This is a genomic window from Acetobacter okinawensis, from assembly GCF_002153655.1.
In the GTDB taxonomy this organism is placed as follows: Bacteria; Pseudomonadota; Alphaproteobacteria; order Acetobacterales; family Acetobacteraceae; genus Acetobacter; species Acetobacter okinawensis_A.
Map to the genome: position 1 here is coordinate 358,555 of NZ_JOPJ01000006.1, position 25,583 is coordinate 384,137.

A 25,583-nucleotide genomic window follows, 5' to 3' on the forward strand; every position below is an offset into this window, starting at 1 on the left:
CTCAGGGTATTCCCGTCAGCTTGTGGGTTTGCAGGGACAAGGCCCATTGCGGTGTTTGCAGGCAATAGGCAATGGCGGCCTGTGTGTTGGCCGCCTGAGCGGGACCATCCATGGGTTGTAGCCAGAACTGTGCAAAGTCCAGTCCGGCCACATCTGCCGGGTTCAGCCCACTTTGCGGGTAGACCAGCTTGAGTTCAGTGCCGCTGGTCTGCACCAGTGGCGCACCGGCTTTGGGGCTGATGCACAGCCAGTCTATGCCCGGTGGGGCCAGCACCGTGCCATTACTCTCAACCGCAATGGAAAAACCCCTGTCATGCATGGCGGCGATCAAGGCTGTGTCCAGCTGGAGCAGTGGTTCCCCCCCTGTAAAAACTACCAGACGGCGGGCAGGAGTGGGCGGAGCAGAGGCAGGCCAGAACCCGGCAATACGGTCGGCCAGAGCGGCAGCGGTGTTAAACCGCCCGCCACCAGTGCCGTTGGTGCCGATAAAATCGGTATCGCAGAACTGGCAGGTGGCCTGTGCTCTGTCTTCCTCCCGACCGGACCAGAGGTTGCAGCCGGTAAAGCGGCAGAACACGGCCACGCGTCCTGCCTGCCCCCCTTCGCCCTGCAAGGTGAGAAAAATTTCTTTGACCGAGTAAACCATTTTAAAGTCTTACAGGCCGATCCCGGTCGTATGCATGCCCAGCGTATCCAGCAGGGCCCGGTCGCGCTGGGCCTGCGGGTTGGGCGTGGTCAGCAACCGCTCACCATAGAAAATGGAGTTGGCCCCGGCCAGAAAACACAGGGTCTGTGTTTCATCGGTCATATTTTCGCGCCCGGCGGCAAGGCGCACGCGGCTTTTGGGCATGGTAATGCGGGCGGCGGCAATCATGCGCACAAAGTCCAGCGGCTGCACCTCATCTGCGTGGGCAAGGGGGGTGCCCTCCACGCGGACCAGCAGGTTGATCGGCACGCTCTCTGGGTGGGTGGGCATATTGGCCAGTGCGGTTATCAGGCCCGCACGGTCGGTTTCGTTCTCGCCCATGCCAACAATGCCGCCACAGCAGACATTGATCCCCGCATCACGCACATTGGAGAGCGTATCCAGCCGTTCCTGATAAGTGCGGGTGGTAATGATCTGGCCATAATATTCAGGCGAGGTGTCGATATTATGGTTGTAATAGTCCAGACCGGCCTGCTTGAGCCTGTGTGCCTGTGCATCGTCCAGCATGCCAAGGGTGACGCAGGTTTCCAGCCCCAGTTCCTTGACGCCTTCAATCATGGCGCAGACGGTTTCCATGTCCCGTTCCTTGGGCGTCCGCCATGCAGCTCCCATGCAAAAACGGCTGGCTCCTGCGGCTTTGGCTTTTCTGGCCTCGGTCAGCACGTTTTCAACCGCCATGAGCTTTTCGGCTTTTACGCCGTCTTCATGGAGTGCGCTCTGGGGGCAATAGGCGCAATCTTCCGGGCAGCCGCCGGTTTTGATCGACAGGAGAGTGGAAATCTGAATTTCGGTCGGATCAAATGTCGCGCGGTGAATGGCTTGCGCCTGAAACATCAGTTCCGGGAAGGGGAGGTCAAGCAGTGCCTGTACTTGCGCGACACTCCAGTCATGGCGTGTGTCCACAGATGAAGGGGCGGGGCGGGTAAAAGAGGGCGAACCATCAGGCATGGAATATCAACCGAACCAGATATGCTAAAGGAAAGACTGACGAGTATATCGCGTTTGACTCTTCAAAGCCAGTTTTTAGCAGGCGGGCATAAGCTGCTCCTTAATGCGTGCACCGCCTTCACAACGGGAGTAAAGTGTTCGCATACTGCGGCCACGCTCAACCTGAATGCAAAAACTAAGGTGTTTACGATGGTAAAAAGAAAAACGGTTCTGGGGCTGACTCTGGCACTGGGCGCGCTTGGAACACTGGGGGCGTGTGAACAGCACCCACAGGAACGGTCGGGGCGTGGCGTGGGGCTCCTGCGCATGCCCAACCCTGCATCGCTCTACTGCGTGAAAAAAGGTGGTGAACTGAAGATGGAAACAACCGACAAGGGTCAGGTCGGGTACTGCCATCTGCCTGATGGCACTGTGGTGGAAGAATGGAAACTGTTCCGTCAGGACAACCCGCGGCAGGAGGGGTAATCTGCTGTAAAGGCGGTTCATTCCGGGGGAGGGCATATCGTTCGGATGCGCTTATGCCCCCACACTCAGCCTGACGAGTATCAGGCTGGCCCCAATCAGCCCGATCAGGGAAAAAAGAACCGTCAGGGCTAAGGCTCTGCCTGCGCGCATGACCGTGCGCAGGTCTACACTCAAACCAAGGGCTGCCATTGCCATAATGGTCAGGGCAGTTGCTGTAAGGCTTAAAGGCTCTACGGCCTGCGTGGGGACAAGGTTGGCCGCGCGTGCGAGCATCACGCCCACAAACCCCAGAATATACCACGGGACAAGGCGGAAGATGGCGGGGGATCTGGCCGGAGCTTGCGGAGCTTCTTGAATCGGTATCTTTCGGGCTGTGCCAATCAGGCCGAGTACAAGGCAGACTGGCCCCAGCATAAGTACGCGCATAAGCTTGACCAGCGTGCCTGCATGGATGGCGGTCTGGCCAAAAGGTGCTGCTGCGGCCACAACCTGCGGCACGGCATAAACGGTCAGGCCCGCCAGCGTGCCCTGTGCCTCTGGCGTGAGGTTCAGGGATGGCAGCAGAAGTGGCAGCGCCAGAACGACCACAAGGCCACCGGCCGCAGTAAAAGCAATGGTGGTGCCTACGTCTTCATCTTGTGCATGAATAACGGGCGCTGCGGCCATTATGGCGGAGTTCCCGCATATTGCGTTCCCGCAGGCGACGAGTACGCGTTGCTGCATAGGCAAACCTGTGAGTGATCCAACCAGCAAGGTAAAAACAATGCTGGAGGCAACAAGAGCCACAACCGCCAGGAGCAGGTGCAGCCCTGCGCCAAAAACGGCATTTGGGGCAAAGGATGCACCCAAACAAACGATGGCAATGTTCAAAAGAGTTCTGGAGCAGAACTTCGTGCCTGCGGCCCAGCGGGGACCGGGTTTGCAGGCTGTTCGTATGCCAACTCCAAGTAGAAGGGCCAGATTGAGGCTTTCCAGCCATGCTTTACCCAGAAGCCTGCTTTCTGCCATTTCCAGCACTACGGCAAAAGCACTGAGCAAAAGGCAGAGCAACATGCCCGGCAGAATGCTCTGCATGTGTTGAATAGAGAACCTTGTGGAAAGGCGTGCAGGGGGAGGGGCTGTTGCCACGGCGGTTTGTCCTTTTGTCCTCCCCGGTTTTAAGAGTAGCCAATTCAATCAATCCAACTCATAGTTATTGTCATTTTAATCGTTAATTATGATTGATTGTGCGGGACACAGGGCATGACGCTGGAGCAACTTCGTCTATTTGTGGCTGTGGCCGAGCGGGAGCATGTTACGGCGGCCAGCCGTGCCCTGCACGTTACGCAATCGGCCGTATCCGCCGCCATTGCGGCACTGGAGGAACGGCATGGCGTCAAGCTGTTCCATAGGGTTGGGCGCGGCATAAGCCTGACAGAAGCCGGACGGCTGTTCCTGCCCGAGGCCCGTGCCGTTCTGGCCCGTGCCGCCGTAGCCCGTAATGTGCTGGAAGAGGTGGGTGGGCTAAAACGGGGTACGTTGCGCCTTGTTGCCAGCCAGACCATTGCTGCGTACTGGCTACCGCCCATTCTTGTCGCTTTTAGGCAGCGCTACCCGGATATTGAGGTTGATCTGGCGATCAGCAATACGCTTGATGCCGCCTCCCGCGTGCGGGATGGAGAGGCGGAGATGGGGATTGTTGAAGGTGTGGTGGATGACCCCGCTCTGGCACAATGGCCGCTTGGGGAGGATCACCTGACAATTATTCAGTCAGGGCCACAGTTTCCGCACACCATAAGCCGGGCGTGGCTCTGTGCGGCCCAATGGGTCATGCGGGAGCAGGGGTCTGGTACGCGCGCTGCATTGGAGCATTACCTTGCCGGGTTGGGCATCGCCTTGCAGGATATCACCATAAGCCTTGTTCTGCCTTCAAACGAGGCCGTACGCACCGCCATAGAAGCAGGAGCAGGGATTGGTGCGCTCTCGTCTTTGGTGGTGGCGCCATCCTTACAGGCTGGCACGCTGCACGCGGTACCACAGACTTTGGGTACCCGTGCGTTTTATGGCCTCAGGCACAAGGAGCGGTATCGCAGTCAGGCGGCTGATGCATTGCTGGAATTGATCACCCAGCAAAAGCGTTGATGAGGAACGGGCGGGGACCACACATCAGCCAGAGGCATGTGTGGTCTGAGGGGCAAAAAATCCGTTTGAAGGCATCACGTTAGGTGCAAAACTATGCTAGGTTCCTTGCCCTTGTTCCAATTGCTCCCGCAAGCTTTACGCGGTGGATATAACCGGACACCCAAACATGACAGTTCTGCCGACTTTTAGTGACGTGGTAGCAGCTTCGGCCAGAATACAGGGCAAGGCCCATCGTACACCGGTCCTCAAGTCCCGCTATCTTAACGCGCTGAGTGGGATGGAGTTGTTTTTCAAGGCTGAAAATTTCCAGCGTGTGGGTGCTTTCAAGTTCAGGGGCGCAACCAACGCGATTCTCGCTTTGCCAGAAGCCACAAGACAAAAAGGGATTGTGGCGTTTTCATCCGGCAACCATGCTCAGGCCATTGCCTGTGCCGCGCGTGATGCGGGAATACCCGCAGTTATTGTGATGCCAGAAGATGCTCCCGCCATGAAGCTTGCCGCAACGCGCGGCTATGGGGCGGAGGTTGTAACCTATGACCGATACTCCCAGGACCGTGAGGAAATAGCAGCCCGCCTTGTAGCCCAGAGGGGTGGCACACTGCTGCCGTCTTTCAATCATCCGGATATTATTGCAGGCCAAGGCACGGCCGCATTGGAACTGCTGGAGGAAACAGGGTCGCTGGATGCGCTGTTTGTACCTGTTGGTGGGGGTGGTCTTGTCTCTGGTTGTGCGCTTGTGGCGAATAAAATTGCACCCGACTGCGCCGTTATAGGGGTTGAGCCAGCGGCAGGGGATGATGCCCGACAGTCCATTGCGGCAGGGCACATTGTCAAAATCGCGACCCCGCGCACAATTGCGGATGGTGCGCAGACCACCAGCGTGGGGGCTCTGACATTCGCCATCATACAGCAATACGTCCGCGATCTTGTTACGGTGGATGATGCAGCGTTGGTTGCAACCATGCGCCTATTGGCTGAGCGTATGAAAATTGTTGTGGAACCAACCGGATGTCTGGCGCCAGCGGCGGCCTTTGCTGCCGCACCACAATGGCAGGGGCGACGTGTTGGTGTGCTGCTATCTGGCGGGAATATAGATATTTCAGCGTTTGCCCGATTTATTGGTTAACACTGGCTCGGTCAGTGCCCAGCAGCGTGATGTAGGGACATTCTGGTCCGTTTGGAGGTCTGGAGGATTCAGGGCGCAAAGCACTGTTTGCCTTTGGGAGGCAAGCGTAAACACAGCGCCGGAAGGACCATCATGCGCCATGCTGGTAATGTGGTAGTCCTTTGCGAGCAGTGCTGCCAGAGACTCCTGTAAAGGGCGCATTGTGGTTGGAATGGCCAGCGGGCTGTAAGCAGACTTTACACCAGATTCTGGGAGCCAACTCTCGCGTGGCTGCGCAAAGCTGGGTAAGGGGCATAGAGTGCTGATGGCTATGATGAACGCCAGATAATATTTTTGCATGATCAGGTCATATGGATTTGACGTGACAGAAAAATGGCTACTCGGTGCATTGTAGTGCACATACGGGCTATTTTGTCTCCATCCTGCAGTTGGGGGAGGGCTATAGACCCATTCTAATCGCGGGGCGTCACAACCCCAGCATGTTAAACGGTGCGCGGAGGTGTTTTTTGAACGCATAGGTTGAACAGTCCTGATCTACCCTAGGTGTGTGTTTGGTGTGCAGCGCACAGCCAATTATCGCATAAGATATATTATGCCAACAAAATGAGAGCGCTCCAGTGCTGGCTATAATGATGTCCGATACGGCGCGTGGGGTCGATCATACGGTGGTATCTGGTCCGCGCATGGCGTGAGTTGCTCTCCAAATCAGTGTTTGATCAAGGTCCGGGAGTTGAAAAACGGGCGTTTTGCTCCGCTTGCAGCCGTAGTCTCTGTGGAAAATACGGGCATGGTCTTCCTCCCTGTTTGTATGGGGGCAGATATTTTGAAGGAGGACCACATTACACAAAGTAAAATCGTGCATTGTGGGGGATGCTGAGGAGGATTGTCTATTTTTATGTGTTGTTTTTGGCCAAATATATCTATAAGGGGTCGTTAAATATGCTTCTGTCATTCACTGTGGTGGGTTGTGGATATTTTGTCTTCTGACAATGCAAGTGTTATCAGGCAGTTGACTGAGGTGCAGGAGAACCCGGTTCTGCTGCTACGCAAGGCGCACGCACTGCTGGGGAGCAGGCTTGCCGTCATGTCGTCTTTTGGTGCGGAATCCGCACTTCTGCTCGCCTTTGTGGCTGAGGCTGACCCCGACATAAAGGTTCTGTTCCTCAATACGGGCAAACACTTCCCCCAGACACTCACATATCGTCAGGAACTGGCAGATAAGCTGGGCCTGACCAATGTGGAAGATATAGGGCCATCCCCTGCTCAGGTCAGTGATCGGGACCCCACGGGAGAACTCTGGGCTTTTGACCCGGATGCGTGCTGTAATCTGCGCAAGGTGGAGCCGCTGCAGGTGGCGTCTTTGCCGTATGAGGTTCTGGTAACAGGACGTAAGCGTGGGCAGGCTGCAACCCGCGCCACAATGACCATTGTGGAAGAGCGTGCCGATAGCCAGCAGTTGCGTCTCAACCCGCTGGCGTTCTGGAGTGCGCGGGATATTCAGGCGGAAATGCAGCGCCGTGCGCTGCCCCCGCATCCGCTTGTGGCGGAGGGATATTTGTCCATTGGGTGCGCGCCGTGCACACGTCCAGTGGATGGGCAGGAAGATGCCCGGTCGGGCCGCTGGTCCGGTTTGAACAAAACCGAGTGCGGCATACATATTGCGGCCAAGCCGCTATAATGCGTTTGGTAAACTAGCCTTACCCGTCAAAACTACAGGGTCGTGGAACATGGATCATCTTGATCAACTGGAAGCTCAGAGCGTTTTTATTCTGCGGGAGGCTTATCGCAAGCTTAAGCCGCTTGCCATGCTGTGGTCATTGGGTAAGGATTCCAATGTTATGGTCTGGCTCGCCAAAAAGGCGTTTCTCGGCCGTGTCCCCTTCCCTGTCATGCATGTGGACACGGGTAAAAAATTCCCTGAAATGTACCAGTTCCGTGATGAGTACACCAAAAAATGGGAACTCGACCTGCTGCTCGGTGACTGCCCGCCGGTAGAGGAGATGGACCCTTCCCTGCCGCCTGCCGCCCGCTCTGCCGCGCGTAAGACCGCAGGTCTTGCCGCCATGATTGAAAAGCACAAATTGCAGGGTGTTATCGCGGGTATCCGCCGTGACGAGCAGGGAACCCGTGCAAAGGAGCGCGTGTTCAGCCCCCGTGGTGCCAGCCATAAATGGGATATCCGCAACCAGCCGCCCGAATTCTGGGACCAGTATGCGACCCCGCACGAAGATGGCATGCACATTCGTGTTCACCCGCTCCTGTCATGGCGTGAGATTGATATCTGGCGCTATATCGAGCGTGAGGGCATTCCGCTGGTGGACCTGTATTTTGCCAAAAATGGCAAGCGTTACCGCTCCTTGGGGGATGCGGACATTACGTCTCCGGTGGAAAGCAATGCCGCGACACTGGCCGAAGTGATTGCAGAGCTGGAAACAACCAAAACCTCTGAACGTTCGGGGCGGGCCATGGATCATGAATCCGAAGATGCCTTCGAACGCCTGCGTGTTGCTGGTTATCTCTGATAGAGCGTGGATCGGAAAAAACGAAAATGAGTGATACGATTTCTTCCTCTCAGGATGCCGCAACGCCGATCGTTATTGTCGGGCATGTTGATCATGGTAAATCCACACTGATCGGGCGTCTTTTGCATGACACGGACAACCTGCAGGATGGCAAGGTTGCCCAGATCATTGAATCGTCCAAAAAGCGCGGACTGAAGATTGAGTGGAGCTTCCTGCTCGACTCTTTGCAGATTGAGCGCGATCAGGGTGTTACGGTTGATTCTACGCGTATTCCCTTCAGGCTTGGCGCACGTGAATACGTTATTGTGGATGCTCCGGGACACCGCCAGTTCCTGCGGAACATGATTACAGGTGCCGCCGATGCGGAAGCTGCGGTGCTGGTGGTGGACGCGGTAGAGGGTGCTCGCGAGCAGACCCGCCGCCACGCCATGCTGCTGCATCTGATCGGCATCAGGCACGTCATCGTGCTTCTCAACAAGGTTGATCTGCTGGACTTTGATCAGGCCAAGGTTGAGGCCGTCGAGGTTTCGGTCAACGAACTGCTGGGCAAACTGGGGCTGGAAGCCGCCTATTTTGTACCCGCCTCTGCCCGTGATGGTGATAACATTGCCAGCCGCTCTGAGCGGATGCCGTGGTATAGCGGGCCAACCCTGACCGAAGCACTGGCCCGTGTTCCCACTCCAGCATCCCGCTCGGAACTGGCTCTGCGCTTGCCCGTACAGGACGTGTACCGCTTTGGCGACAAGCGTTATGTTGCTGGCCGCATTGAACGTGGCCGGGTGCGTGTGGGCGATACGGTTGTTATTGGCACACAAAAAACCCCTGCGCGCATTGCGTCTATTGAAAGCTGGCACACAGCGCCGCATGTCAGCGCTTCGGCTGGCCAATCCATTGCGGTCACGCTGGAACCCGATGTTATCCCCGACCGGGGGGATTTGCTGCATCATGTGGATACTCCGCCCACTCAGGCGTCGCGCGTACGCACACGCCTGTTCTGGCTGCGTCAGGAGCCTCTGCGTGTGGGTGAGAGCTTTCGCCTGCGTCTGGCCACGGCAGAGCATGCCGTAACGGTTACCAGCATTGAGTCAGTTGTTAATCTGGACGACCTGACCATGCACCCGGGTACGGAAGTACCGCCCGAAGGCTTTGCTGAAATTACACTGTCTGCGGCCGAAAATGTCCAGTTCGATGCGTTTGCACCGGGGACCCCGGACGGGCGTGGTGTTCTGGTGGACCTTCAGCAGCGTATTGTTGGCGGTGCCCCCCTTATTGGCCCTGCTGACATTGCCGTGGGTGAAAAATCCATTCACCCGAGTGCCAGTGTTGTGACAACTCAGGACCGCCAGCGGGTAAAAGGGCACAAGGGACGTGTGTTCTGGCTGACGGGTCTGTCAGGCTCTGGCAAAAGCACGTTGGCGCGTGCGGCTGAAAATGCCCTGTTTAGCGCTGGTGTGGACGTGAGCGTGCTTGATGGGGACACGCTGCGTGCTGGTCTGTGCAAGGACCTTGGCTTTACCGAAGCAGACAGGACCGAGAACGTACGCCGCGCGGCTGAAGTGGCGCGTATTCTGCGTGACGCCGGTCAGGTTGTGCTGGTCGCCCTGATTTCCCCACTGCGTTCGGACCGTGAACTGGCCCGCCAGATTATTGGTGACGGGTTTGAGGAAGTGTTCGTGGATGCCGATCTGGGTACTTGTGAACAACGTGACCCCAAAGGCCTGTACGCCGCTGCGCGCGCAGGTAAAATTAACGGCTTTACGGGCATAGATGCTCCTTACGAAGCACCACAGGCCCCTGCCCTGCGCGTTGCAACGGGTAACGGAAGTGTGGAAAACGCGGTCGCACAGCTTGTCTCCTTTGTAGAAGGCAGCGTGCGCGCAGGTGGCAACGCCCGCGCGCGCTCCTGACACGACTGCCAGTAAAGAGGCTGTCAGGGGTTAAAGCCTCTGGCAGCCACTTTTCAGATCACACGATACGCCTGTATGCTGGCTTTTTGGTCTGGGGGGCAGGCAGATATATGAGTGTTGGGTCATGACACTGTCTCGTCTTGCTTTTTTCAGGGCTGGAGGTTCCGCCCTGCCCGGTTACAGGCTGTCGTTAACGCTGACATTGGCGTGGACGGGCTTTTTTATTATCCTCCCTCTGTCGACCCTGCTGGTTTACCCGTGGCAGGGCGGGCCTGCGGCCATGTTGTCTGCCCTGCATGACAGCCGCATGCTGGCCGCACTATGGACAAGCTTTTCCTGCGCAGGCATTGCTGCCGCCTGCAATATTCCCTTTGGCTTTTTGTTGGCATGGGCGCTGGCGCGTGGTCATTTGCCGGGGCACCGTCTGGCGGATGCCTTGATTGACCTGCCCCTTGCCCTGCCTACCGCAGTATCGGGTATTACACTGGCTACGCTCTATGGCCCGCAGGGGTGGCTTGGCGCGGTGCTGGCAGAGTTTGGGATCAGTGTCTCCTACAACAAAGCTGGCATTGTGCTGGCTCTTATGTTTGTCGGACTGCCGTTTGTCGTGCGTGCTGTGGAGCCTGTTCTGCGCAACCTGCCGCAAGAGCTGGAGGAGGCTGCGCACCTGCTTGGCGCACGGCCATGGCAGGTATTTATACGTGTGATTGCGGCCCCCGTGCTGCCTGCCCTTATAACCGGCTTTGGCTTGGCTTTTGCCCGAGGGATCGGGGAATATGGATCGGTTATTTTTATTGCCGGGAACCAGCCTTTTAAAAGCGAGATTGCACCGCTGCTCATTGTTGTGCGGCTGCAGGAGTTTGATTATCCGGGGGCGACTGCCATAGCGTTGGTCTTGCTGTGCGTCTCGCTTTTGTCGCTTGCACTTATTGGCGGCGTTCGGCGGCGTTTTGCTTTGTGGAGTGAACCAGCATGACCCGTTATCTGGTCTGGGGGGCTAGCTGGCTGTTCATTCTGCTGGTGCTGGTTACTCCTCCCGCTATGGTGCTGACCGAAGCGTTAAAGGACGGTCTGGGTGCATCACTGGCAACATTATCCGACCCCGATGCACAATCCGCCATCTGGCTGACCTTGCGGGTGAGTGTTGTGGCTGTGGTGCTCAATACAATTTTTGGTATTCTGGCTGCGTGGGTGCTGGTTAAATTCCGTTTTCCGGGGCGGCAGTTCCTGCAAATTCTGGTGGAATTGCCCCTGAGCATTTCCCCCGTTGTGTCCGGGCTTGTCTGGTTGCTCCTTTTTGGGGCGCAGGGGTGGTTCGGGCCTACGCTGGAGCGGTGGAATATTCACATCGCCTTTGCCGTGCCCGGTATTATTCTGGCGACGCTGTTTGTAACCCTGCCCTATGTCGTGCGTACCGTCATGCCCGTTATGGAGGTGCAGGGGCGCGATGCGGAGGAGGCTGCCGTTCTGGCAGGGGCCGGGTTCTGGCAGGTTTTGTGGCATGTGACCTTGCCCGGTGTACGCGGTGCCCTGTTGTCCGGGGTGTTGTTGACCACAGCCCGCGCGCTGGGTGAATTCGGGGCTGTCTCTGTTGTGTCCGGCCATATTCCGGGCGAAACCGAGACCATGCCGTTGCATATTGAAAATCTGTATAATGGTTACCAGTCGGTGGCGGCCTTTACCATGGCGGCGCTGCTGGCCTTTATGGCCATGAGTGCTGTTCTGTTGCGTTCAGCCCCAGACTGGATTGCAAGGTTGCAGGAGAAAAAGGCGTGAGTATTGAGGTCTGCAATCTGGTCCGCTTGGCGCCGGGCACGCAGCAACGGCTGCTGGATGATGTATCGCTCAAGGTGCCGGATGGTGCTTTTGTGGCACTTGTAGGCCCATCGGGTGCGGGCAAGACAACCCTGCTGCGGGCTATAGCCGGGCTTGATGGGTGCAATAGCGGCAGCGTGCTGCTGGATGACCGGCCCATGACCAGTGTTAAGGACCGTGCCGGTCGTATGGGCTTTGTGTTCCAGAATTACGCGCTGTTCCCGCATATGACGGTTGCACGCAATATTGCCTTTGGGCTGGACGTATTGCCGCGTGGGGAGCGCCCTGCCCGTTCCGCGATTGCCAAGCGGGTTGAAGAATTGCTCGAGCTTATGCAGCTACAGGGCATGGGGGGCAAACACCCGGCCAAACTGTCTGGTGGCCAGCGCCAGCGTGTGGCGCTGGCGCGTGCGTTGGCCACAGGACCGCGTGTTCTGCTGCTGGACGAACCTTTTGGCGCGCTGGACCCCATTGTCCGCCGTTCCATTCGCACATGGCTGCGTGAACTGCATGACACACTGGGCCTGACCACCATTCTGGTAACGCATGACCAGGAAGAAGCGCTGGAAATAGCTGACCGGATTGTCGTCATGCAGTCGGGGCGGATTATGCAGGATGCCTCGCCGCAGGATCTGGACGAACAGCCTGCGACCGAATTTGTTATGGAGTTTCTGGGCGAAGCGGTATCCTTTAGCGGGGAGGTTCGCCACGGCCGTATGATTGCAGATGACGCGCTGGTGCTGCCTTTTGCGGTGCCCGAGGGTGTAACGGATGGTCCGATTACGGCCATGATCCGCCCCTATGAAATGACGATAAAAAAACCGGGGTCTGCGCAGGATGTGCTGAGCCTGTACGCAGCGCCACGGGGGACGCGTAATGGCTACAGGCATTATACGCTCCAGCTTGGGGAGCGTATTATTCCGTTCTATCGGCCGGTAGAAGCAGCCGATGCGCAGGTGCAGGGAGTTGCCCTGGATATTAGCCGTGCCCGCTTGTTCCGGCAGGGCTTGCTGTGTGGATGACACGTGTTTCATGCGTGATATATTGATAAAGACGAAAATTTATGTAATTTTCTGTCGTGGAATACGCGGAAAGGTATGAGCGTGGATCGCAGGAATAATCGTCGTGATACTGAGGGTTGTAGCGTTGTTACGGCCAACCGTCTGCTAGATGGCCGGATTGTCTGGCTGGATGCGCAGGGCAAATGGCAACTGAGCATTGCTCATGCCCGCCTTTTTCCCAATGACGGCATGGAGGATGTGCTGCGCTCCCAGAATGCGCGCGCAGGTGCAGACCATGTTGTGGGCGTTTACGGGGTGCAGGTCGAGCAGACAGCCCACGGCACAACCCCGCGCACCACGCGTGAACGTATCCGTGCTGATGGACCGAGTGTTCATGCCGAATTCACGCCCTCATGGCAGCCTGCCCCCGCTGCTGTGAGCGGCTCCTGACCCAACACCCCACGGACCAGAACCATGCCCCAGACCCCCACGCCCCCCACAGATGTCGGCCGGTATGCGTATGACGCGGTTGATCGCACTTTTCTCAAGCAGCGGGTCGAACAGTTCCGCGATCAGGTGCAACGCCGCATATCTGGCGCCCTGAGCGAGGATGAGTTCAAACCCCTGCGTCTGATGAACGGGCTATACCTGCAACTGCATGCCTATATGCTGCGGGTGGCTATTCCCTACGGTATTCTCAGTGCTGGTCAGATGCGTACACTGGCGTATATCGCCCGCCGGTACGACCGCGATTACGGGCATTTTACAACGCGCCAGAACATCCAGTTCAACTGGATCAAGCTGGAGGATACGCCCGATATCCTCAGTATTCTGGCTGACGCGGAAATGCACGCCATCCAGACTAGTGGGAACTGCATTCGTAACGTCACATCCGACCAGTTTGCCGGTGCAGCGCGTGACGAGGTGCTGGACCCGCGTGTGCATGCTGAAATCCTGCGCCAGTGGTCCACGCTGCATCCGGAATTTACGTTTTTGCCGCGTAAATTCAAAATCGCTATTTCCGGCAGTGCGCAGGACCGCGTTGCAGCCCGTTTTCATGATATCGGGTTGCTGGCCCGCAAGGGTGACAACGGGCGCGCAGTGTTTGAGGTCTATGTGGGCGGCGGTCTGGGGCGTACCCCGGTTATTGGCGTAAAGCTGCGCAATGACCTGCCCGAGGAGGACCTGATCGCGTATCTGGAGGCCGTGCTGCGTGTATATAACGCGTATGGTCGGCGCGATAATATTTACAAGGCCCGGATTAAAATCCTTGTGCAGGCGCTGGGGCTGGATGCGTTCAGGGATGAAGTCAACGCCGAGTTCATGGCCATGGACCGCAGCCGTTACCGCCTGCAACCCGAGGTGGTGGAGGCTATTCGCGCGCGCTTTGCCAGCCCGGTTTTTGAGGATGCATCCACAGCGTCTGCTCAGTTGGCGGAACAGATAAAGGCCGACCCCGATTTTGCCTCGTGGGTTGGCACCAATACACACCCGCATCAGCAGGATGGGTATTGCAGTGTCACCATTTCGTGCAAGCCTGCGGGGGGTATTCCGGGGGATGTCACGTCGGCTCAAATGGACCTTCTGGCCAATCTGGCAGACCAGTACAGCTTTGGTGAACTGCGTATCACACACCTGCAGAACGTAGTGCTGGGACATGTGCGCAAGGACGGGCTGCTGGCGTTGTGGCAGGTGCTCACAGCCAATGGTCTGGGTACGGCCAATGTCGGCATGATCACCGACATTATTGCCTGCCCCGGTCTGGATTACTGCGCTCTGGCCAATGCACGCTCGATTCCCATTGCGCAAAAACTCAGCCAGCGTTTTTCCAGTGCGGCACTCCAGCACGAAATTGGGGCGCTACGCCTGAATATTTCGGGCTGCATCAATGCCTGCGGGCATCATCATGCCGGTCATATCGGCATTCTGGGTGTTGATAAGCGTGGTGAGGAAGCGTTCCAGATCACACTGGGCGGCAATGCGGGGGAGGATGCCTCCATCGGCCAGATTATTGGCTCCGCCATGTCTGAGGACGAAACGGTTGATGCCATTGCCAGAATTGTTGATACCTATCTGGTCCAGCGCAAGCCGGGCGAACGCTTTATAGAAACATGCCGTCGCCTAGGCGCCGCGCCGTTCAAGGATGCAGCTTATGCCACTGCTTGAGAACGCACAGATCATAGAGGATAGCTGGACGTTGGTCCCCGATGACCAGCCCCTGCCTGATGGTGATATTCTGGTGCCTCTTTCCCGTCTGGCCGAAGGTCTGGGCCGCAATGGCACGGGGCGTCTGGGTGTTGTGCTCAAGGCAGATGAGCGGGTGGATGCGCTCAGGGAAGCTCTGCCGCGCCTTGATCTGGTGAGCCTGAGCTTTTCCATTTTCCGTGATGGCAGGGCTTTTACACAGGCGCGCTCCTTACGCGAACATCTGCATTTTGCGGGTGCCGTGCGTGTTACGGGGCATTTTCTGCCTGATCAGTATGAGTTCCTGCTGCGCTGTGGTGTAACACAGTTTGTTATTCCCGAGCAGAGCGATCTGGCTGTCTGGAAAAAAGCGCATGAACTGGTAACCCTTGCGTACCAGCCATCCGTCTTGAACGAACGGCAGGAAGGGTTTGCATTCAGGCGGTTCCTTTCTCCCTGATGGTCTGAAGACGTTTATGGACCAGCCCAAGGCCGTGCGGCGTAACGCCCGTGGAGCATTGCTGCTCCACGGCTGGGCTGTTCTGGGAACATGTCTGGCCCCTTTGCTCCCTTTTTATCTGCGCAGGCGGCAGATGCGGGGTAAAGAAATTCCAGCACGTGTGCGGGAAAAAATGGGTTTCCCCTCCCTTCCCTGTCCATCCGGGCCTCTGCTGTGGTTTCATGCGGCCAGTGTGGGCGAGGTCTTGTCCATTCTCCCTTTGGTGCAGGCCTGCCTGCGGCAAGAGCCTGACATAACTGTGCTGGTGACAACGGGTACCGTTACGGCCAGCGCAATTGTGGCGCAGCGTTTTGCACATTCCCGTGTTGTGCATCAGTTCGTGCCACTGGACGTGCCACGGTGGTGCCAGCGTTTTCTGGATAGCTGGACCCCGCAGGTTGCCGTTTTCACCGAAAGCGAGTTGTGGCCAACTCTTTTGAGCGCCTGCCATACGCGTGACCTGCCCGTGGTGCTGGTGAATGGGCGTATGTCTGCATCTTCTTTTCGGGTGTGGCGCCATATGCCCGGTGTGGCACGGCATATGCTTGGGTGTTTTGAGTGGGTGTCTGCCCGGAGCAGGGTGGATGCACAACGCTTACGCACGCTGGGGGCGACCATCCAAACGCCTCTGGGGGATCTGAAAACTGCAGCCCCGCCCCTGCCTGTGCAAGCAGCCGAAATGGCGCATTTGCAGGCTCTTATAGGCGCGCGTCCCGTGTTCGTGGCGGCCTCCACCCATGCGGGGGAAGAAGCACAGGTTGCTCAGGCCGCGCATCTTGCCCGCCAGACCTGCCCTACTTTGCTGACCATTGTAGTGCCGCGCCACCCTGAGCGTGGCGCAGAGGTCGCCTCCCTCCTGAATGCCGCACCAAGACGTGCGCTGAATGCCTTGCCCACTGCACAGGATGCTTTTTGGGTGTGCGATACGCTGGGTGAACTCGGGCTTTTTTTCCGGCTTGCCACCTGTGTTTTTGTGGGCAACAGCCTGCCGGGGTGCCATGGAGGCGGGCATAATCCGTTTGAGCCTGCACGTCTTGGCTGCGCCATGGCTACGGGGCCGCTGATCCATAATTTTGAGGAGGCGTTTCAGGCTCTTCATGGTTGTGTGCAGCAGGTGCAGGACGCGCCTAGCATGGCAGCATGGGTCGAGCAGATGGTCACACACCCCCGCCACCGGGCAAAATTGGGAGAACTGGCGCAAAAGGTTGCGACTGTAAATGAAGCCCTGCCAGATGATCTGGCAGAGAAAATTCTGGCGCTTGTTTGATGCGGTTGTCTCCACCAGCATTCTGGAGTGACCCTCAGGCTCGGTTATGGCCAGCACTACTGGCGCCGTGCGCGTGGGGTGTTGCAGCATTCGTGCGCCGTAGAATGCGCCGCGCGGGCTGGCGTGCACCAGTACCAGTGCTGTGTTGTGGCAATATGACGGTAGGGGGCACCGGCAAAACCACGGTTGTCATTGACCTGGTGCAGCGCCTGAGTGCGCGTGGCCGCAAGCCGCATGTTTTGACCCGTGGTTATGGGGGACATGTGGCGGCTGGTACGCGTGTTGATCCCACCTGCCACACCGCGCGGGAGGTGGGTGATGAACCGCTGATGCTGGCCCGGTACTGCCCCGTATGGGTCGGTGGTGATCGGGCCTTAACGGCCCGTCATGCCGTTAAGGCCGGTGCCGATTGCCTGATTATGGATGACGGCTTCCAAAACCCCTCGTTGGTTAAAACCTTCTCGCTTCTGGTGGTGGATGGCGCCGTGGGGGGTGGAAACGGATGTGTGCTGCCCGCAGGCCCCCTCAGGGAGCGGGTTGCGGATGCATTGGTTCGGGCCGACACCCTGCTTGTCATTGGGGCAGATCAAACTGGTGTTGCAAAACACGTTGGTGCTTTGCCAATTGTATGGGCGGAACTGGAGCAGGTTGATGTACCCCATAAAATCAGGGAGCAGCCCTGTGTGGCCTTTGCTGGAATAGGTCGGCCGGAAAAATTTTTTAACGGCTTGCGTGCGGCGGGTATTCCTTTGGTGGATGTGCTTTCTTTCCCGGACCATTATGCCTATAGCTCGCGGGATATGTTGAAGTTGGCTGCACACGCCAGCAATCTGGGTGCGCAGCTTGTAACAACCCCAAAGGACGCCATGCGCTTGCCTGCCAGTTTTCGTCAGAATGTTGTGGAGGTGGGGGTGCGGCTGGTTTGGCAGGACCCACAGGTGCCAGAGCACTTGCTGGATGTATTTTTGGCGCATAATCCATGAAAAAACGGTTCGTAGCCATAAGGTATCGGCTGGAAGCGCTGCTTGCTGTGTCTTTGGTGCGTGTTCTGGAGCGTCTGCGTCCGGACCAGTCTTCCACGCTGCTTGGCTCTTTCTGCCGTTTTGTGGGGCCGTATCTCCCGTCTTCGCGGATTGTGCTGCGGAATCTCGAACTGGCCATGCCAGAGCTGGATGCGGCTGCGCGGGCACGGATTGTGCGGGGTGTATGGGAAAATCTGGGCCGGACCTTAGGCGAATTGCCTCACCTTGCCAGCTTGGAAGAAAACACACCAGCCGGACCGGGGTTTGAGGTACAGGGGGCAGAATATCTGGCCCAGCAGGCCGCGCGCGGGGGACCCGTTCTGTTTGTCTCCGGTCATATCGGCAACTGGGAAATGCTGCCCCCGGCGGTGGCACGGCACGGCACACCTTTTGCCTCTTTCTACCGTGCTGCGGGTAATCCTTTGGTGGATACCCTGCTCCGCTCCCTGAGGAACAGGGCTATGGGGAGCAATGATGTGCCTCTTTTTGCCAAGGGAGCAAAAGGTGCACGGGGGGCGCTGGCCTATGTGTCCGGTGGCGGTCGCCTTGGCATGTTGGTCGACCAGAAGATGAACGATGGTATTGAAGCCACGTTTTTTGGCCGCCCAACCATGACGGCCCCGGCCCTTGCGGCTATGGCCCTGCGCTACCGCTGCCCGGTTATTCCCGGTTATGTCGAACGTCTGGGGCCAGCCCGCCTGCGCATTGTCGTTGAAGCGCCTCTGGAGTTGCCAGACACAGGAGACAAAAAGCAGGACCTGCAACTGCTGGTGCAGATGGTGAATGACCGCCTTGAAAGCTGGATAAGGCAAAATCCTTCAGCATGGTTATGGCTGCATCGCCGCTGGGCCAAGGAATTGTACCGCGCGCAAAAATAGCAGGCATGCGGCATAGGGGCGCATAAAGCGGGTCGCCCTGTGGCGGGCTTGGCAGTAAGGTGCGGCGGACATATTTTCAGAATTTGGAGCAGCGATTTCCATGCCATCCCTCCCCAGCCCTGCCCTTGCCTACCGACTGGAAGCCGCGCGCGCTGTGGTGCATGATGCAGCCCGGCTGGCCATGTCCATGCGTCCCCCGCCGGGTGGCCCGCAGGGGGAGTTAAAGTCTGCTCAGGACTGGCTGACAGAGACAGATGGTGCGGTAGAAGCTTTTATTGCACAGCGTATGCAGGCCCTTTTCCCCGAAGATGGTTTTCAGGGGGAGGAAGGTGGCATCAGCCGCACAGGAAGCCTGCGTTGGGTTGTTGATCCGATTGATGGCACGTCCAATTATGCCCGCGGTCGGTGCCGGTGGTGCGTGTCCCTCGGCCTGATGGATGGTGATGAACCCGTTGCCGGTGTCATAGACGCTCCCGCGTTGGGTGAGGTTTATACGGCGCTGCGTGGGTATGGTGCTTTTTTGAATGGTAAGCCCATCAAAGCCTCTCCCATACGTGACCCGGCCCGCTCGATGATTGAAATGGGCTGGAGTGGGCGTGTTCCCAAACCTGTCTTTATGGAAAAAATGGATGCCATTATGGCGCTTGGCACCATGCCCCGTTCTGGTGGCTGTGGTGCGCTGGCTCTGGCCGATGTCGCCAGTGGTCGGCTGGATGGGTATATCGAGATTGTCATCAACCTGTGGGATGTCGCAGCAGCCCTGCCTCTTCTGGCGGAAGCTGGAGCCGTTGTTTCACCCTTCCTGCAAAATGGCGGGTTAACGGGGGGCGCAACCATTCTGGCAGCTAACCCCTATATTGGTCCTGTATTGGCTGAGGCGGTTTCCATCCCGCTAAAATAACAGCATAAGGAATAACAGGCCTTTCTCGTGCCACAAAAGCATGCTTTTTTTATTAACAATAAACATTGGCTCTTCGTGGAGAAACCCGGAATGCATTTCTTTAGACGGCTGTCTTCAGTTTCTCTGATCGTGGCGGCGACCATGCTGTCTTCGGGGGTGGTCGTCTGTGCGCAAGCAGCAGACAGTGCACAATCTACTGTAGATAAAGCTGCCCTGACTGTGCAGGATATTTTTCTGGGCGCAAACGGGCAGAGCGCATTGGTCAACAACCTTGCCAAATCACGCGCTGTTATGGTCTGCCCCTCCATGTTCCGTATGTCCATCGCATTCGGTGGTGCGCATGGTGAATGCGTTCTTCTGGCCAAGGATGCACGGGGTTCATGGTCTGACCCTGCGTTTTATAAGCTGAGCGCTGCGTCATTTGGGATTCAACTGGGGGTGCAGAGCTCCCAGATCGTTTTTTTCATTATGACTGATCGTGGCCTTCAGGCTCTGCTGGATAGTCAGTTCCAGTTCGGCTCCAATGCCGGGGCGTCGTTTGCCAATATGAGTTCGGCAGTAGCCAGTAGTAATGCCGGGGCGAGTAATACGGATATTCTGGTTGCCCAGAAGTCTCAGGGTGTGTTTGCCGGTGCTTCGCTAGGAGGCAGCAAGCTGACCGTCAACAGTGACCAGAACCGTGCCTACTACAAACAGAGCGTTGGTCCCGAAGATATTGTCGTGAGTATGCGGGTCAATAACCCGGATGCGGACCCGTTGCGTAGCGTGCTCATGCGCTATGCACGTATGGCGCAGACCACATCGGGTACGGCGGCATCTTCAGGGACTGCCAATACCAGCAATGCGGTAAATGATAGCGACAGCACAGGGGCTACAGCCCCGAGTGGTGGTATTCAGCAGGAGAGCCTGTCCCCGCGCTAAGAGGATTTCCCGCTTCTTTTTATAAGCCAGCCTGCTACTGCCAGATGGCGTTAGCGGCTGGCTTTTTGTTTGCGTAGCAGTCCAACATTATGGTTGTGGTCTGCCAGTGTGGTTGCAAAGTTATGGCCACCAGTGCCGCTGGCGACAAAATAGAGCATGTCCCCTTTTGCGGGGTGTGCTGCCGCGAGTAAGGCAGCCTGCCCCGGTGAACAAATTGGCCCCGGCGGCAATCCGGCGTTCAAATACGTATTGTATGCGCTAGGTGTTTGAAGGTCCGCATGGGTCAATGCCCTGTCCAAAGTAAGCCTGCCCTGCGTGAGTGCGTAAATGACCGTTGGGTCGGTTTGTAAACGCATGTTTTTTTGCAGACGATTGTAAAAAACGCGTGCAATCAGTGGGCGCTCATCAGGCTGTGCAGTTTCTTTTTCCACAACTGATGCCATGGTGAGCAGGTCCTGCGGGCTGGTTAGGGGCAGGTCATTGTCGCGTTCTGTCCATATCTCTTTGAGGGTCTGCGCCATGGCAGCTTGCATATGGGCAAGCAATTCCTTGCGGGAACTGTTCCGTATGTAGGTATAGGTCTGGGGCAGCGTGCTACCTTCAGCAGGCAGTGGGGTCTCCCCGGTTAGTAAAGGGGTGGCTGCTAATAGGGCCTGAACCTGCCAGGCTGTCATGCCTTCGGGAATGGTGATCTTGTGTTGCACGGGCTTTCCGTGCCGCAATATCCATAATGTCTGTTTAATGGAGACATGGGCAGGAAAATGCAGTTCCGCCGCATGGATTTGCCCGTCCTGACGAGTCAGGGCAAGAGCGCTTAAAAATATTTGTGTATTCCACCAGCCGGGTAGCACAACACCTGCATTTTGCAATGCGTCCAAAGTGGAGGTGTAGCTCCCGTGCGGGACTACAATATCCTGATCAGTGGATAAGGGGCCGGGCTGGAGGTAGCTTTGCCAGCCCATAAAGGCGGTTAGCCCTGCACCGGCAAGAAGGATAAAAATCCCGCCCCCTGACCACTTGAGAAAACGGTTAAGTTTGCTGTGGTCTGAGGAGGCAGGGGGCTGTTTTTTGCGTTTAGACGCCACGCACGATCAGGCTGGCGTTGGTACCACCAAAGCCGAAGCTGTTGGACAGCGCAACATTGATCGGACGCTGCTGTGCCGTGTGTGCCACGCGGTCAATCACACTCTCACGGGACGGGTTGTCCAGATTAAGCGTTGGCGGCGCCACATTATCCCGGATGGCAAGGATGGAGAAGATGGCTTCCACCGCGCCCGCAGCCCCAAGCAGATGACCGGTTGCGGATTTGGTGGAGGACATGGCCAGCTTTTTGGCGTCATCACCAAAAAGCCGTTCCACAGCTTCAAGCTCCAGATCGTCGGCCATGGTGGATGTGCCGTGGGCATTGACATAGTTAATGTCAGCCGTTGTCAGGCCCGCACTTTGCAGTGCGGAGCGCATGGCACGGTAAGCACCATAGTGGCCTTCGGAGGGGGCGGTAATATGGTAGGCATCGCCAGACATGCCATAACCAATAATTTCGCCATAGATTTTGGCGCCGCGCGCTTTGGCGTGTTCGTATTCCTCGAGCACGACAATGCCGGAGCCTTCCCCCATGACAAAACCATCACGGTCCTTGTCCCATGGGCGGGAAGCCTGCTGCGGCGTGGCGTTAAAACCGGTGGAAAGCGCACGTGCCGAGCAGAAACCAGCAATACCCAGCGGGCATACGGTTGCTTCTGCCCCACCAGCGACCATGACGTCGGCATCACCAAACATAATCAGGCGTGCGGCATCGCCAATGGCGTGAACGCCGGTTGCGCAGGCGGTTACAACCGAATGGTTGGGCCCCTGAAAACCGTATTTGATGGAGACATGCCCAGATACAAGATTGATCAGGGCGGAAGGAATGAAAAAGGGCGACAGCCGCTTTGCACGTCCTTCATGCACCGTAATGGAGGCGTCATATATGGTCTGAAGGCCACCAATGCCCGAACCGATCATAACGCCGGTACGGCATTTTTCTTCCTCGGTCTGGGGCTTCCAGCCGGAGTCCTCGACAGCTTCAGTTGCTGCCACCAGACCCATATGGATAAAGCGGTCCATCTTGCGCTGGTCTTTGGTTGGCACCCACTCGGAGAGTGTGAGCTTACCTTCCTCGCGCGGTCCCTCAGGGACTTCCCCCGCGACCTGCGCCGGGAGGTCACTCGCATCGAACTGCGAGATTTTGCCAATCCCGTTCTCGCCTGCGATCAGACGTGACCATACGTTTTCGACACCGAGGCCGAGAGGCCCGACGATGCCCATGCCGGTGACGACAACGCGTCTCCGTCCAGAATTCATTCCGGCCGAAAGCAACAAACCAGCCCGCTCCCCATTCGACACATATCTGGTCCCTCAGCCATCTGAGGGACCATAGTCCTGTAATTTAAGGCAGATGGCCTGAAATCAGGCGGCTTTCTGCTTTTCAATGTAATCGATGGCGTCTTTCACCGTGGTGATTTTTTCTGCGGCATCTTCGGGGATTTCGACATTGAAGGCTTCTTCAAACGCCATCACCAGCTCAACAGTGTCAAGGCTGTCAGCGCCCAGATCGTCGATGAACGACGCTTCCGGTGTCACTTTGCTTTCCTCAACGCCGAGATGCTCGACCACGATTTTCTTAACCTTATCAGCGATTTCGCTCATCTGTCTTTCTATCCCATATGCCTGCCTACCAAAAAAGGCAGGTTGTTCAGGTGTTTTATCCGCGACGGACCTTGATGCTGGCAGCAAACTGGGGGGCAAACATCCTCCCGTTTCCGGTCCAGCAGTTCAGGTATTGCGCGCGATTAGCACGTTTTATCTCTCCACGCCAAGGCAAACCCGACAAATACATCAGCGGTAAGCCAAAAACAGCATGGCTGCGCAGCATGTGTGGCACATCTTGAAGCATTTTGCACCACCTGTTCTGGTGGTGCTCTGCTTTTCGTGTGCTCAGGCCATGACCATGCCGCCGTTGACGTGAAGTGTGGCGCCTGTAACCCACTTAGCCTCGTCCGATGCAAGGTATAGCACGGCGGAGGCAACGTCCTCCGGCTGGCCCAGACGTGCGAGGGGGATGGAGGAAAGGAGTTTTTCCTTCTGTGCATCAGGCAGCACGTCGGTCATCGGGGTGACAATAAAGCCGGGAGCCACAACATTAACGGTTACCCCGCGTGAGCCTGCCTCCTGCGCCAGAGATTTGCTCATCCCCACCATGCCGGCTTTGGCAGCGGCATAGTTGGCCTGCCCTGCATTGCCGGTGGTGCCAATAACAGACGCAATGTTGATAATGCGGCCCGCACGGCGGCGCAGCATACCTTTGAGGGTCGCACGGCACAGGCGGAACGGCGCGGCAAGGTCAACATTGAGAACCTGATTCCAGTCCTCATCCTTCATGCGCAGCGCCAGTGTGTCCCGCGTCAGACCCGCGTTGTTGACCAGAATGTCCAGGGGGGCACCGGCAACTTCTTCGGCCCGGGCGATCAGGGCGTCCGCTTCGGGTGGCTCGCTCAGGTTGGCTGCAGCATGGAATGCCCCCTCCCCCAGCTCTTCTGCCAGTTCGCGGATAACCGCTTCGCGCGTGCCAGACAGCACGACCTTGGCTCCCTGAGCATGCAGGGTTCTGGCAATGGCGCTGCCAATGCCACCGGATGCACCGGTGACAAGTGCTGTTTTTCCATCCAGTCGGAACATGGTTGGCTATCCTGTTTTAAAGGGATTTGAGAAAGGCTTCGACATCGGCCGGAGTGCCGATGGACAGGGCCGAAACTTCGGGGTCAATACGTCGCACCAGACCGGACAGAACCTTGCCTGCCCCGATCTCCACAAACGTATCAACACCCAGACCGGTCATGGTCGCTACACTTTCGCGCCAGCGCACACGCCCTGTGACCTGCTGGACCAGATTAAGGCGAATCGTATCGGCATCGCTCTCACGCTCGGCTGTAACATTGGCAATAACTGGCACAACAGGTGTTGCAATGTCGGCCTTGCCCAGCGCTTCGGCCATGACGTCTTCTGCAGGCTTCATGAGCGAGGAATGGAATGGCGCGGAAACCGGGAGTTTGAGTGCGCGCTTGATGCCCATGTCCTTGGCAATGGTAATTGCGGCATCAATCCCGGCCATTTTGCCGGAAATAACAATCTGACCACCGCCATTGTCATTGGCAATTTCGGTGCTGCCTTCTGCGCTGGCGCGGGTGCAGATTTCTTCCGCCTGTGCAAGTGTTACGCCAATCAGTGCGGCCATGCCGCCCTCCCCGGCAGGAACCGCGCGCTGCATGGCCTGCCCGCGCAGGCGCAGCAGCTTGGCTGCCTGTGCAACATCAAATGCCCGTCCTGCGGCAAGTGCTGCATATTCCCCCAAAGAATGCCCGGCCAGCAGGGTCACACGCCCTGCCAGATCAAGCCCGCCATCAAGCTCAAGCACGCGCAGAACAGCCATGGAGACCGCCATAAGGGCGGGCTGGGCATTTTCGGTGCTGGTCAGGGTTTCCAGTGGGCCTTCAAAAATCGTTTTTGACAGATGTTCGCCCAGAGCATCGTCAACTTCCTGAAAAACTGCACGTGCTGCGGGAAAAGCTGCGGCAAGCTCCTGCCCCATGCCAACGGACTGGCTGCCTTGTCCGGGAAAAGTAAATGCGTAAACGGCCATGATACTCACTGTTTCAAAAACGATGCCCAAAGGCAGGTCAATTGTCAGGAATGGCAGAAAAAAACCATTGGGGGCAGAATAGGGTCTGCGCTAGCGCGGCACAATACGCCAGACCAGAACGAGAAGTGCATCCCACGGAATTGCAAGGGTTTCGTGCGCGATGCGGTGCAGCTTTGTGCGCAGGCTCATGGGGCGTTGAGTATGCTGGATAAAGGGAATGACGTGGGCCCGCCACCCGGCCAGACGTAAGAGCAAAAAACAGCGAGGTACATGGTATGGGCTTGTTACCATGGCCACCGGCGTGTTGCGGGCAATGCCAAGGCGCTTGAGAATGGCGGAACATAGAACAATCGAATCAAATGTGTCGGTCGCGCTGTTTTCAGCGACGATCTGCCATTCAGGAACTCCGGCGCTGTGGAGCAGGCGGGCCATGACGGCTGCTTCCGTCAGGCCGCTTTGCGGGACGCCGCCGGTAACAATGTACGTGACCTGCCGTTTTGCGCCATAGGCCAGAGCCGAGTGGATACGTGCGTGCAGTGCTGGTGTTGGCTGGCCATCGGGGCGCAGGGCAGCCCCAAAAATTATAACTGGCTCAGGGTTCTTAGCCTGCATGCGCGTCGTA

27 protein-coding genes are annotated in these 25,583 nt (G+C 57.4%); 17 read left to right on the plus strand and 10 right to left on the minus strand.

What is annotated here, in order from left to right; genetic code table 11:
- Position 1: 1 nt before the first annotated feature.
- Together queE and bioB are read right to left on the minus strand one after the other, a co-directional pair.
- The gene (gene queE / locus HK26_RS04435; protein ID WP_086638628.1) at positions 2–646 is read right to left on the minus strand and encodes a 7-carboxy-7-deazaguanine synthase; all 645 of its coding nucleotides are present in this window, start codon (positions 644–646) and stop codon (positions 2–4) included.
- A 9-nt stretch (positions 647–655) separates the two neighbouring features.
- Positions 656–1,654: a biotin synthase BioB gene (gene bioB, locus HK26_RS04440; protein WP_086638629.1), complete on the minus strand. Its 999-nt coding sequence runs from the start codon at positions 1,652–1,654 to the stop codon at positions 656–658.
- Positions 1,655–1,843: 189 nt separating this feature from the next.
- On the opposite strand from bioB, the gene HK26_RS04445 reads away from it, so the two are divergent.
- Positions 1,844–2,119: a putative hemolysin gene (locus HK26_RS04445; protein WP_086638630.1), complete on the plus strand. Its 276-nt coding sequence runs from the start codon at positions 1,844–1,846 to the stop codon at positions 2,117–2,119.
- A gap of 51 nt (positions 2,120–2,170) precedes the next feature.
- Here the strand turns inward: HK26_RS04445 and HK26_RS04450 are convergent, their stop codons facing one another.
- Complete coding sequence (locus tag HK26_RS04450) at positions 2,171–3,193, minus strand: YeiH family protein (RefSeq protein ID WP_086638631.1); 1,023 nt, start codon at positions 3,191–3,193, stop codon at positions 2,171–2,173.
- A 168-nt stretch (positions 3,194–3,361) separates the two neighbouring features.
- Here HK26_RS04450 and HK26_RS04455 point away from each other — a divergent pair, with 168 nt between their 5' ends.
- Entirely contained in the window at positions 3,362–4,240 is an 879-nt protein-coding gene (locus HK26_RS04455) for a LysR family transcriptional regulator (protein ID WP_086638632.1), read from the plus strand.
- A gap of 166 nt (positions 4,241–4,406) precedes the next feature.
- Complete coding sequence (locus HK26_RS04460) at positions 4,407–5,366, plus strand: threo-3-hydroxy-L-aspartate ammonia-lyase (RefSeq protein ID WP_086638633.1); 960 nt, start codon at positions 4,407–4,409, stop codon at positions 5,364–5,366.
- On the opposite strand, the gene HK26_RS04465 is transcribed toward HK26_RS04460, so the two are convergent.
- On the minus strand, positions 5,340–5,705 hold the full coding sequence (locus HK26_RS04465; RefSeq protein WP_086638744.1) for a hypothetical protein: 366 nt from the start codon (positions 5,703–5,705) through the stop codon (positions 5,340–5,342). The two genes, HK26_RS04460 and HK26_RS04465, sit on opposite strands and share 27 nt — an antisense overlap.
- 616 nt (positions 5,706–6,321) lie before the next feature.
- Between HK26_RS04465 and HK26_RS04470 the strand changes: the two genes are divergently transcribed.
- The 14 genes from HK26_RS04470 to HK26_RS04535 all read left to right on the plus strand — a co-directional run bounded on the left by HK26_RS04470 (position 6,322) and on the right by HK26_RS04535 (position 20,283).
- Positions 6,322–7,044, plus strand: coding sequence for a phosphoadenylyl-sulfate reductase (locus HK26_RS04470; protein WP_374188216.1), 723 nt, complete (start codon positions 6,322–6,324; stop codon positions 7,042–7,044).
- Positions 7,045–7,093: 49 nt separating this feature from the next.
- Positions 7,094–7,888 (plus strand): sulfate adenylyltransferase subunit CysD, encoded by a 795-nt coding sequence (gene cysD, locus HK26_RS04475; RefSeq protein ID WP_025825148.1) that lies wholly within the window; start codon positions 7,094–7,096, stop codon positions 7,886–7,888.
- A 26-nt stretch (positions 7,889–7,914) separates the two neighbouring features.
- Positions 7,915–9,795 (plus strand): adenylyl-sulfate kinase, encoded by a 1,881-nt coding sequence (cysC, locus tag HK26_RS04480; protein ID WP_086638635.1) that lies wholly within the window; start codon positions 7,915–7,917, stop codon positions 9,793–9,795.
- A gap of 124 nt (positions 9,796–9,919) precedes the next feature.
- The gene (gene cysT, locus HK26_RS04485) at positions 9,920–10,771 is read left to right on the plus strand and encodes a sulfate ABC transporter permease subunit CysT (protein WP_086638636.1); all 852 of its coding nucleotides are present in this window, start codon (positions 9,920–9,922) and stop codon (positions 10,769–10,771) included.
- Positions 10,768–11,571, plus strand: a complete 804-nt coding sequence (locus tag HK26_RS04490; RefSeq protein ID WP_086638637.1) for a sulfate ABC transporter permease — start codon at positions 10,768–10,770, stop codon at positions 11,569–11,571. Before cysT ends, HK26_RS04490 begins: the two co-directional genes overlap by 4 nt.
- Positions 11,568–12,632 carry a sulfate/molybdate ABC transporter ATP-binding protein gene (locus HK26_RS04495; protein ID WP_086638638.1) on the plus strand — a complete coding sequence of 355 codons (1,065 nt, stop codon included), beginning with the start codon at positions 11,568–11,570 and terminating at the stop codon, positions 12,630–12,632. The genes HK26_RS04490 and HK26_RS04495 overlap by 4 nt, the downstream gene beginning before the upstream one ends.
- Positions 12,633–12,713: 81 nt before the next feature.
- Positions 12,714–13,061: a DUF2849 domain-containing protein gene (locus HK26_RS04500; RefSeq protein WP_086638745.1), complete on the plus strand. Its 348-nt coding sequence runs from the start codon at positions 12,714–12,716 to the stop codon at positions 13,059–13,061.
- A gap of 24 nt (positions 13,062–13,085) precedes the next feature.
- A complete protein-coding gene (locus tag HK26_RS04505; protein WP_086638639.1) occupies positions 13,086–14,777 on the plus strand; it encodes a nitrite/sulfite reductase in 1,692 nt (563 codons plus the stop codon).
- Positions 14,764–15,255, plus strand: coding sequence for a DUF934 domain-containing protein (locus HK26_RS04510; RefSeq protein ID WP_180539314.1), 492 nt, complete (start codon positions 14,764–14,766; stop codon positions 15,253–15,255). The genes HK26_RS04505 and HK26_RS04510 overlap by 14 nt, the downstream gene beginning before the upstream one ends.
- 16 nt (positions 15,256–15,271) lie before the next feature.
- On the plus strand, positions 15,272–16,561 hold the full coding sequence (locus HK26_RS04515) for a 3-deoxy-D-manno-octulosonic acid transferase (protein ID WP_086638641.1): 1,290 nt from the start codon (positions 15,272–15,274) through the stop codon (positions 16,559–16,561).
- A 5-nt stretch (positions 16,562–16,566) separates the two neighbouring features.
- The gene (gene lpxK, locus HK26_RS04520; RefSeq protein ID WP_374188217.1) at positions 16,567–17,544 is read left to right on the plus strand and encodes a tetraacyldisaccharide 4'-kinase; all 978 of its coding nucleotides are present in this window, start codon (positions 16,567–16,569) and stop codon (positions 17,542–17,544) included.
- On the plus strand, positions 17,541–18,461 hold the full coding sequence (locus HK26_RS04525) for a lysophospholipid acyltransferase family protein (RefSeq protein WP_086638643.1): 921 nt from the start codon (positions 17,541–17,543) through the stop codon (positions 18,459–18,461). The genes lpxK and HK26_RS04525 overlap by 4 nt, the downstream gene beginning before the upstream one ends.
- A gap of 100 nt (positions 18,462–18,561) precedes the next feature.
- Positions 18,562–19,362: an inositol monophosphatase family protein gene (locus HK26_RS04530; protein ID WP_025825167.1), complete on the plus strand. Its 801-nt coding sequence runs from the start codon at positions 18,562–18,564 to the stop codon at positions 19,360–19,362.
- Between the two features lie 90 nt (positions 19,363–19,452).
- The gene (locus HK26_RS04535) at positions 19,453–20,283 is read left to right on the plus strand and encodes a lipid-binding SYLF domain-containing protein (protein WP_086638746.1); all 831 of its coding nucleotides are present in this window, start codon (positions 19,453–19,455) and stop codon (positions 20,281–20,283) included.
- 50 nt (positions 20,284–20,333) lie between these two features.
- Here HK26_RS04535 and mltG read toward each other — a convergent pair whose 3' ends face one another.
- The 6 genes from mltG to HK26_RS04565 all read right to left on the minus strand — a co-directional run bounded on the left by mltG (position 20,334) and on the right by HK26_RS04565 (position 25,573).
- Positions 20,334–21,368, minus strand: coding sequence for an endolytic transglycosylase MltG (gene mltG / locus HK26_RS04540; RefSeq protein ID WP_374188214.1), 1,035 nt, complete (start codon positions 21,366–21,368; stop codon positions 20,334–20,336).
- Complete coding sequence (fabF, locus tag HK26_RS04545) at positions 21,358–22,626, minus strand: beta-ketoacyl-ACP synthase II (protein ID WP_081774692.1); 1,269 nt, start codon at positions 22,624–22,626, stop codon at positions 21,358–21,360. Before fabF ends, mltG begins: the two co-directional genes overlap by 11 nt.
- Before the next feature lie 105 nt (positions 22,627–22,731).
- Positions 22,732–22,971 carry an acyl carrier protein gene (locus HK26_RS04550; RefSeq protein WP_025825175.1) on the minus strand — a complete coding sequence of 80 codons (240 nt, stop codon included), beginning with the start codon at positions 22,969–22,971 and terminating at the stop codon, positions 22,732–22,734.
- 288 nt (positions 22,972–23,259) lie between these two features.
- Complete coding sequence (gene fabG / locus HK26_RS04555) at positions 23,260–24,000, minus strand: 3-oxoacyl-[acyl-carrier-protein] reductase (protein ID WP_025825177.1); 741 nt, start codon at positions 23,998–24,000, stop codon at positions 23,260–23,262.
- A gap of 16 nt (positions 24,001–24,016) precedes the next feature.
- A complete protein-coding gene (gene fabD / locus HK26_RS04560) occupies positions 24,017–24,961 on the minus strand; it encodes an ACP S-malonyltransferase (RefSeq protein WP_086638644.1) in 945 nt (314 codons plus the stop codon).
- 90 nt (positions 24,962–25,051) lie between these two features.
- Positions 25,052–25,573 (minus strand): YdcF family protein, encoded by a 522-nt coding sequence (locus HK26_RS04565; RefSeq protein WP_086638645.1) that lies wholly within the window; start codon positions 25,571–25,573, stop codon positions 25,052–25,054.
- Positions 25,574–25,583: the final 10 nt, after the last annotated feature.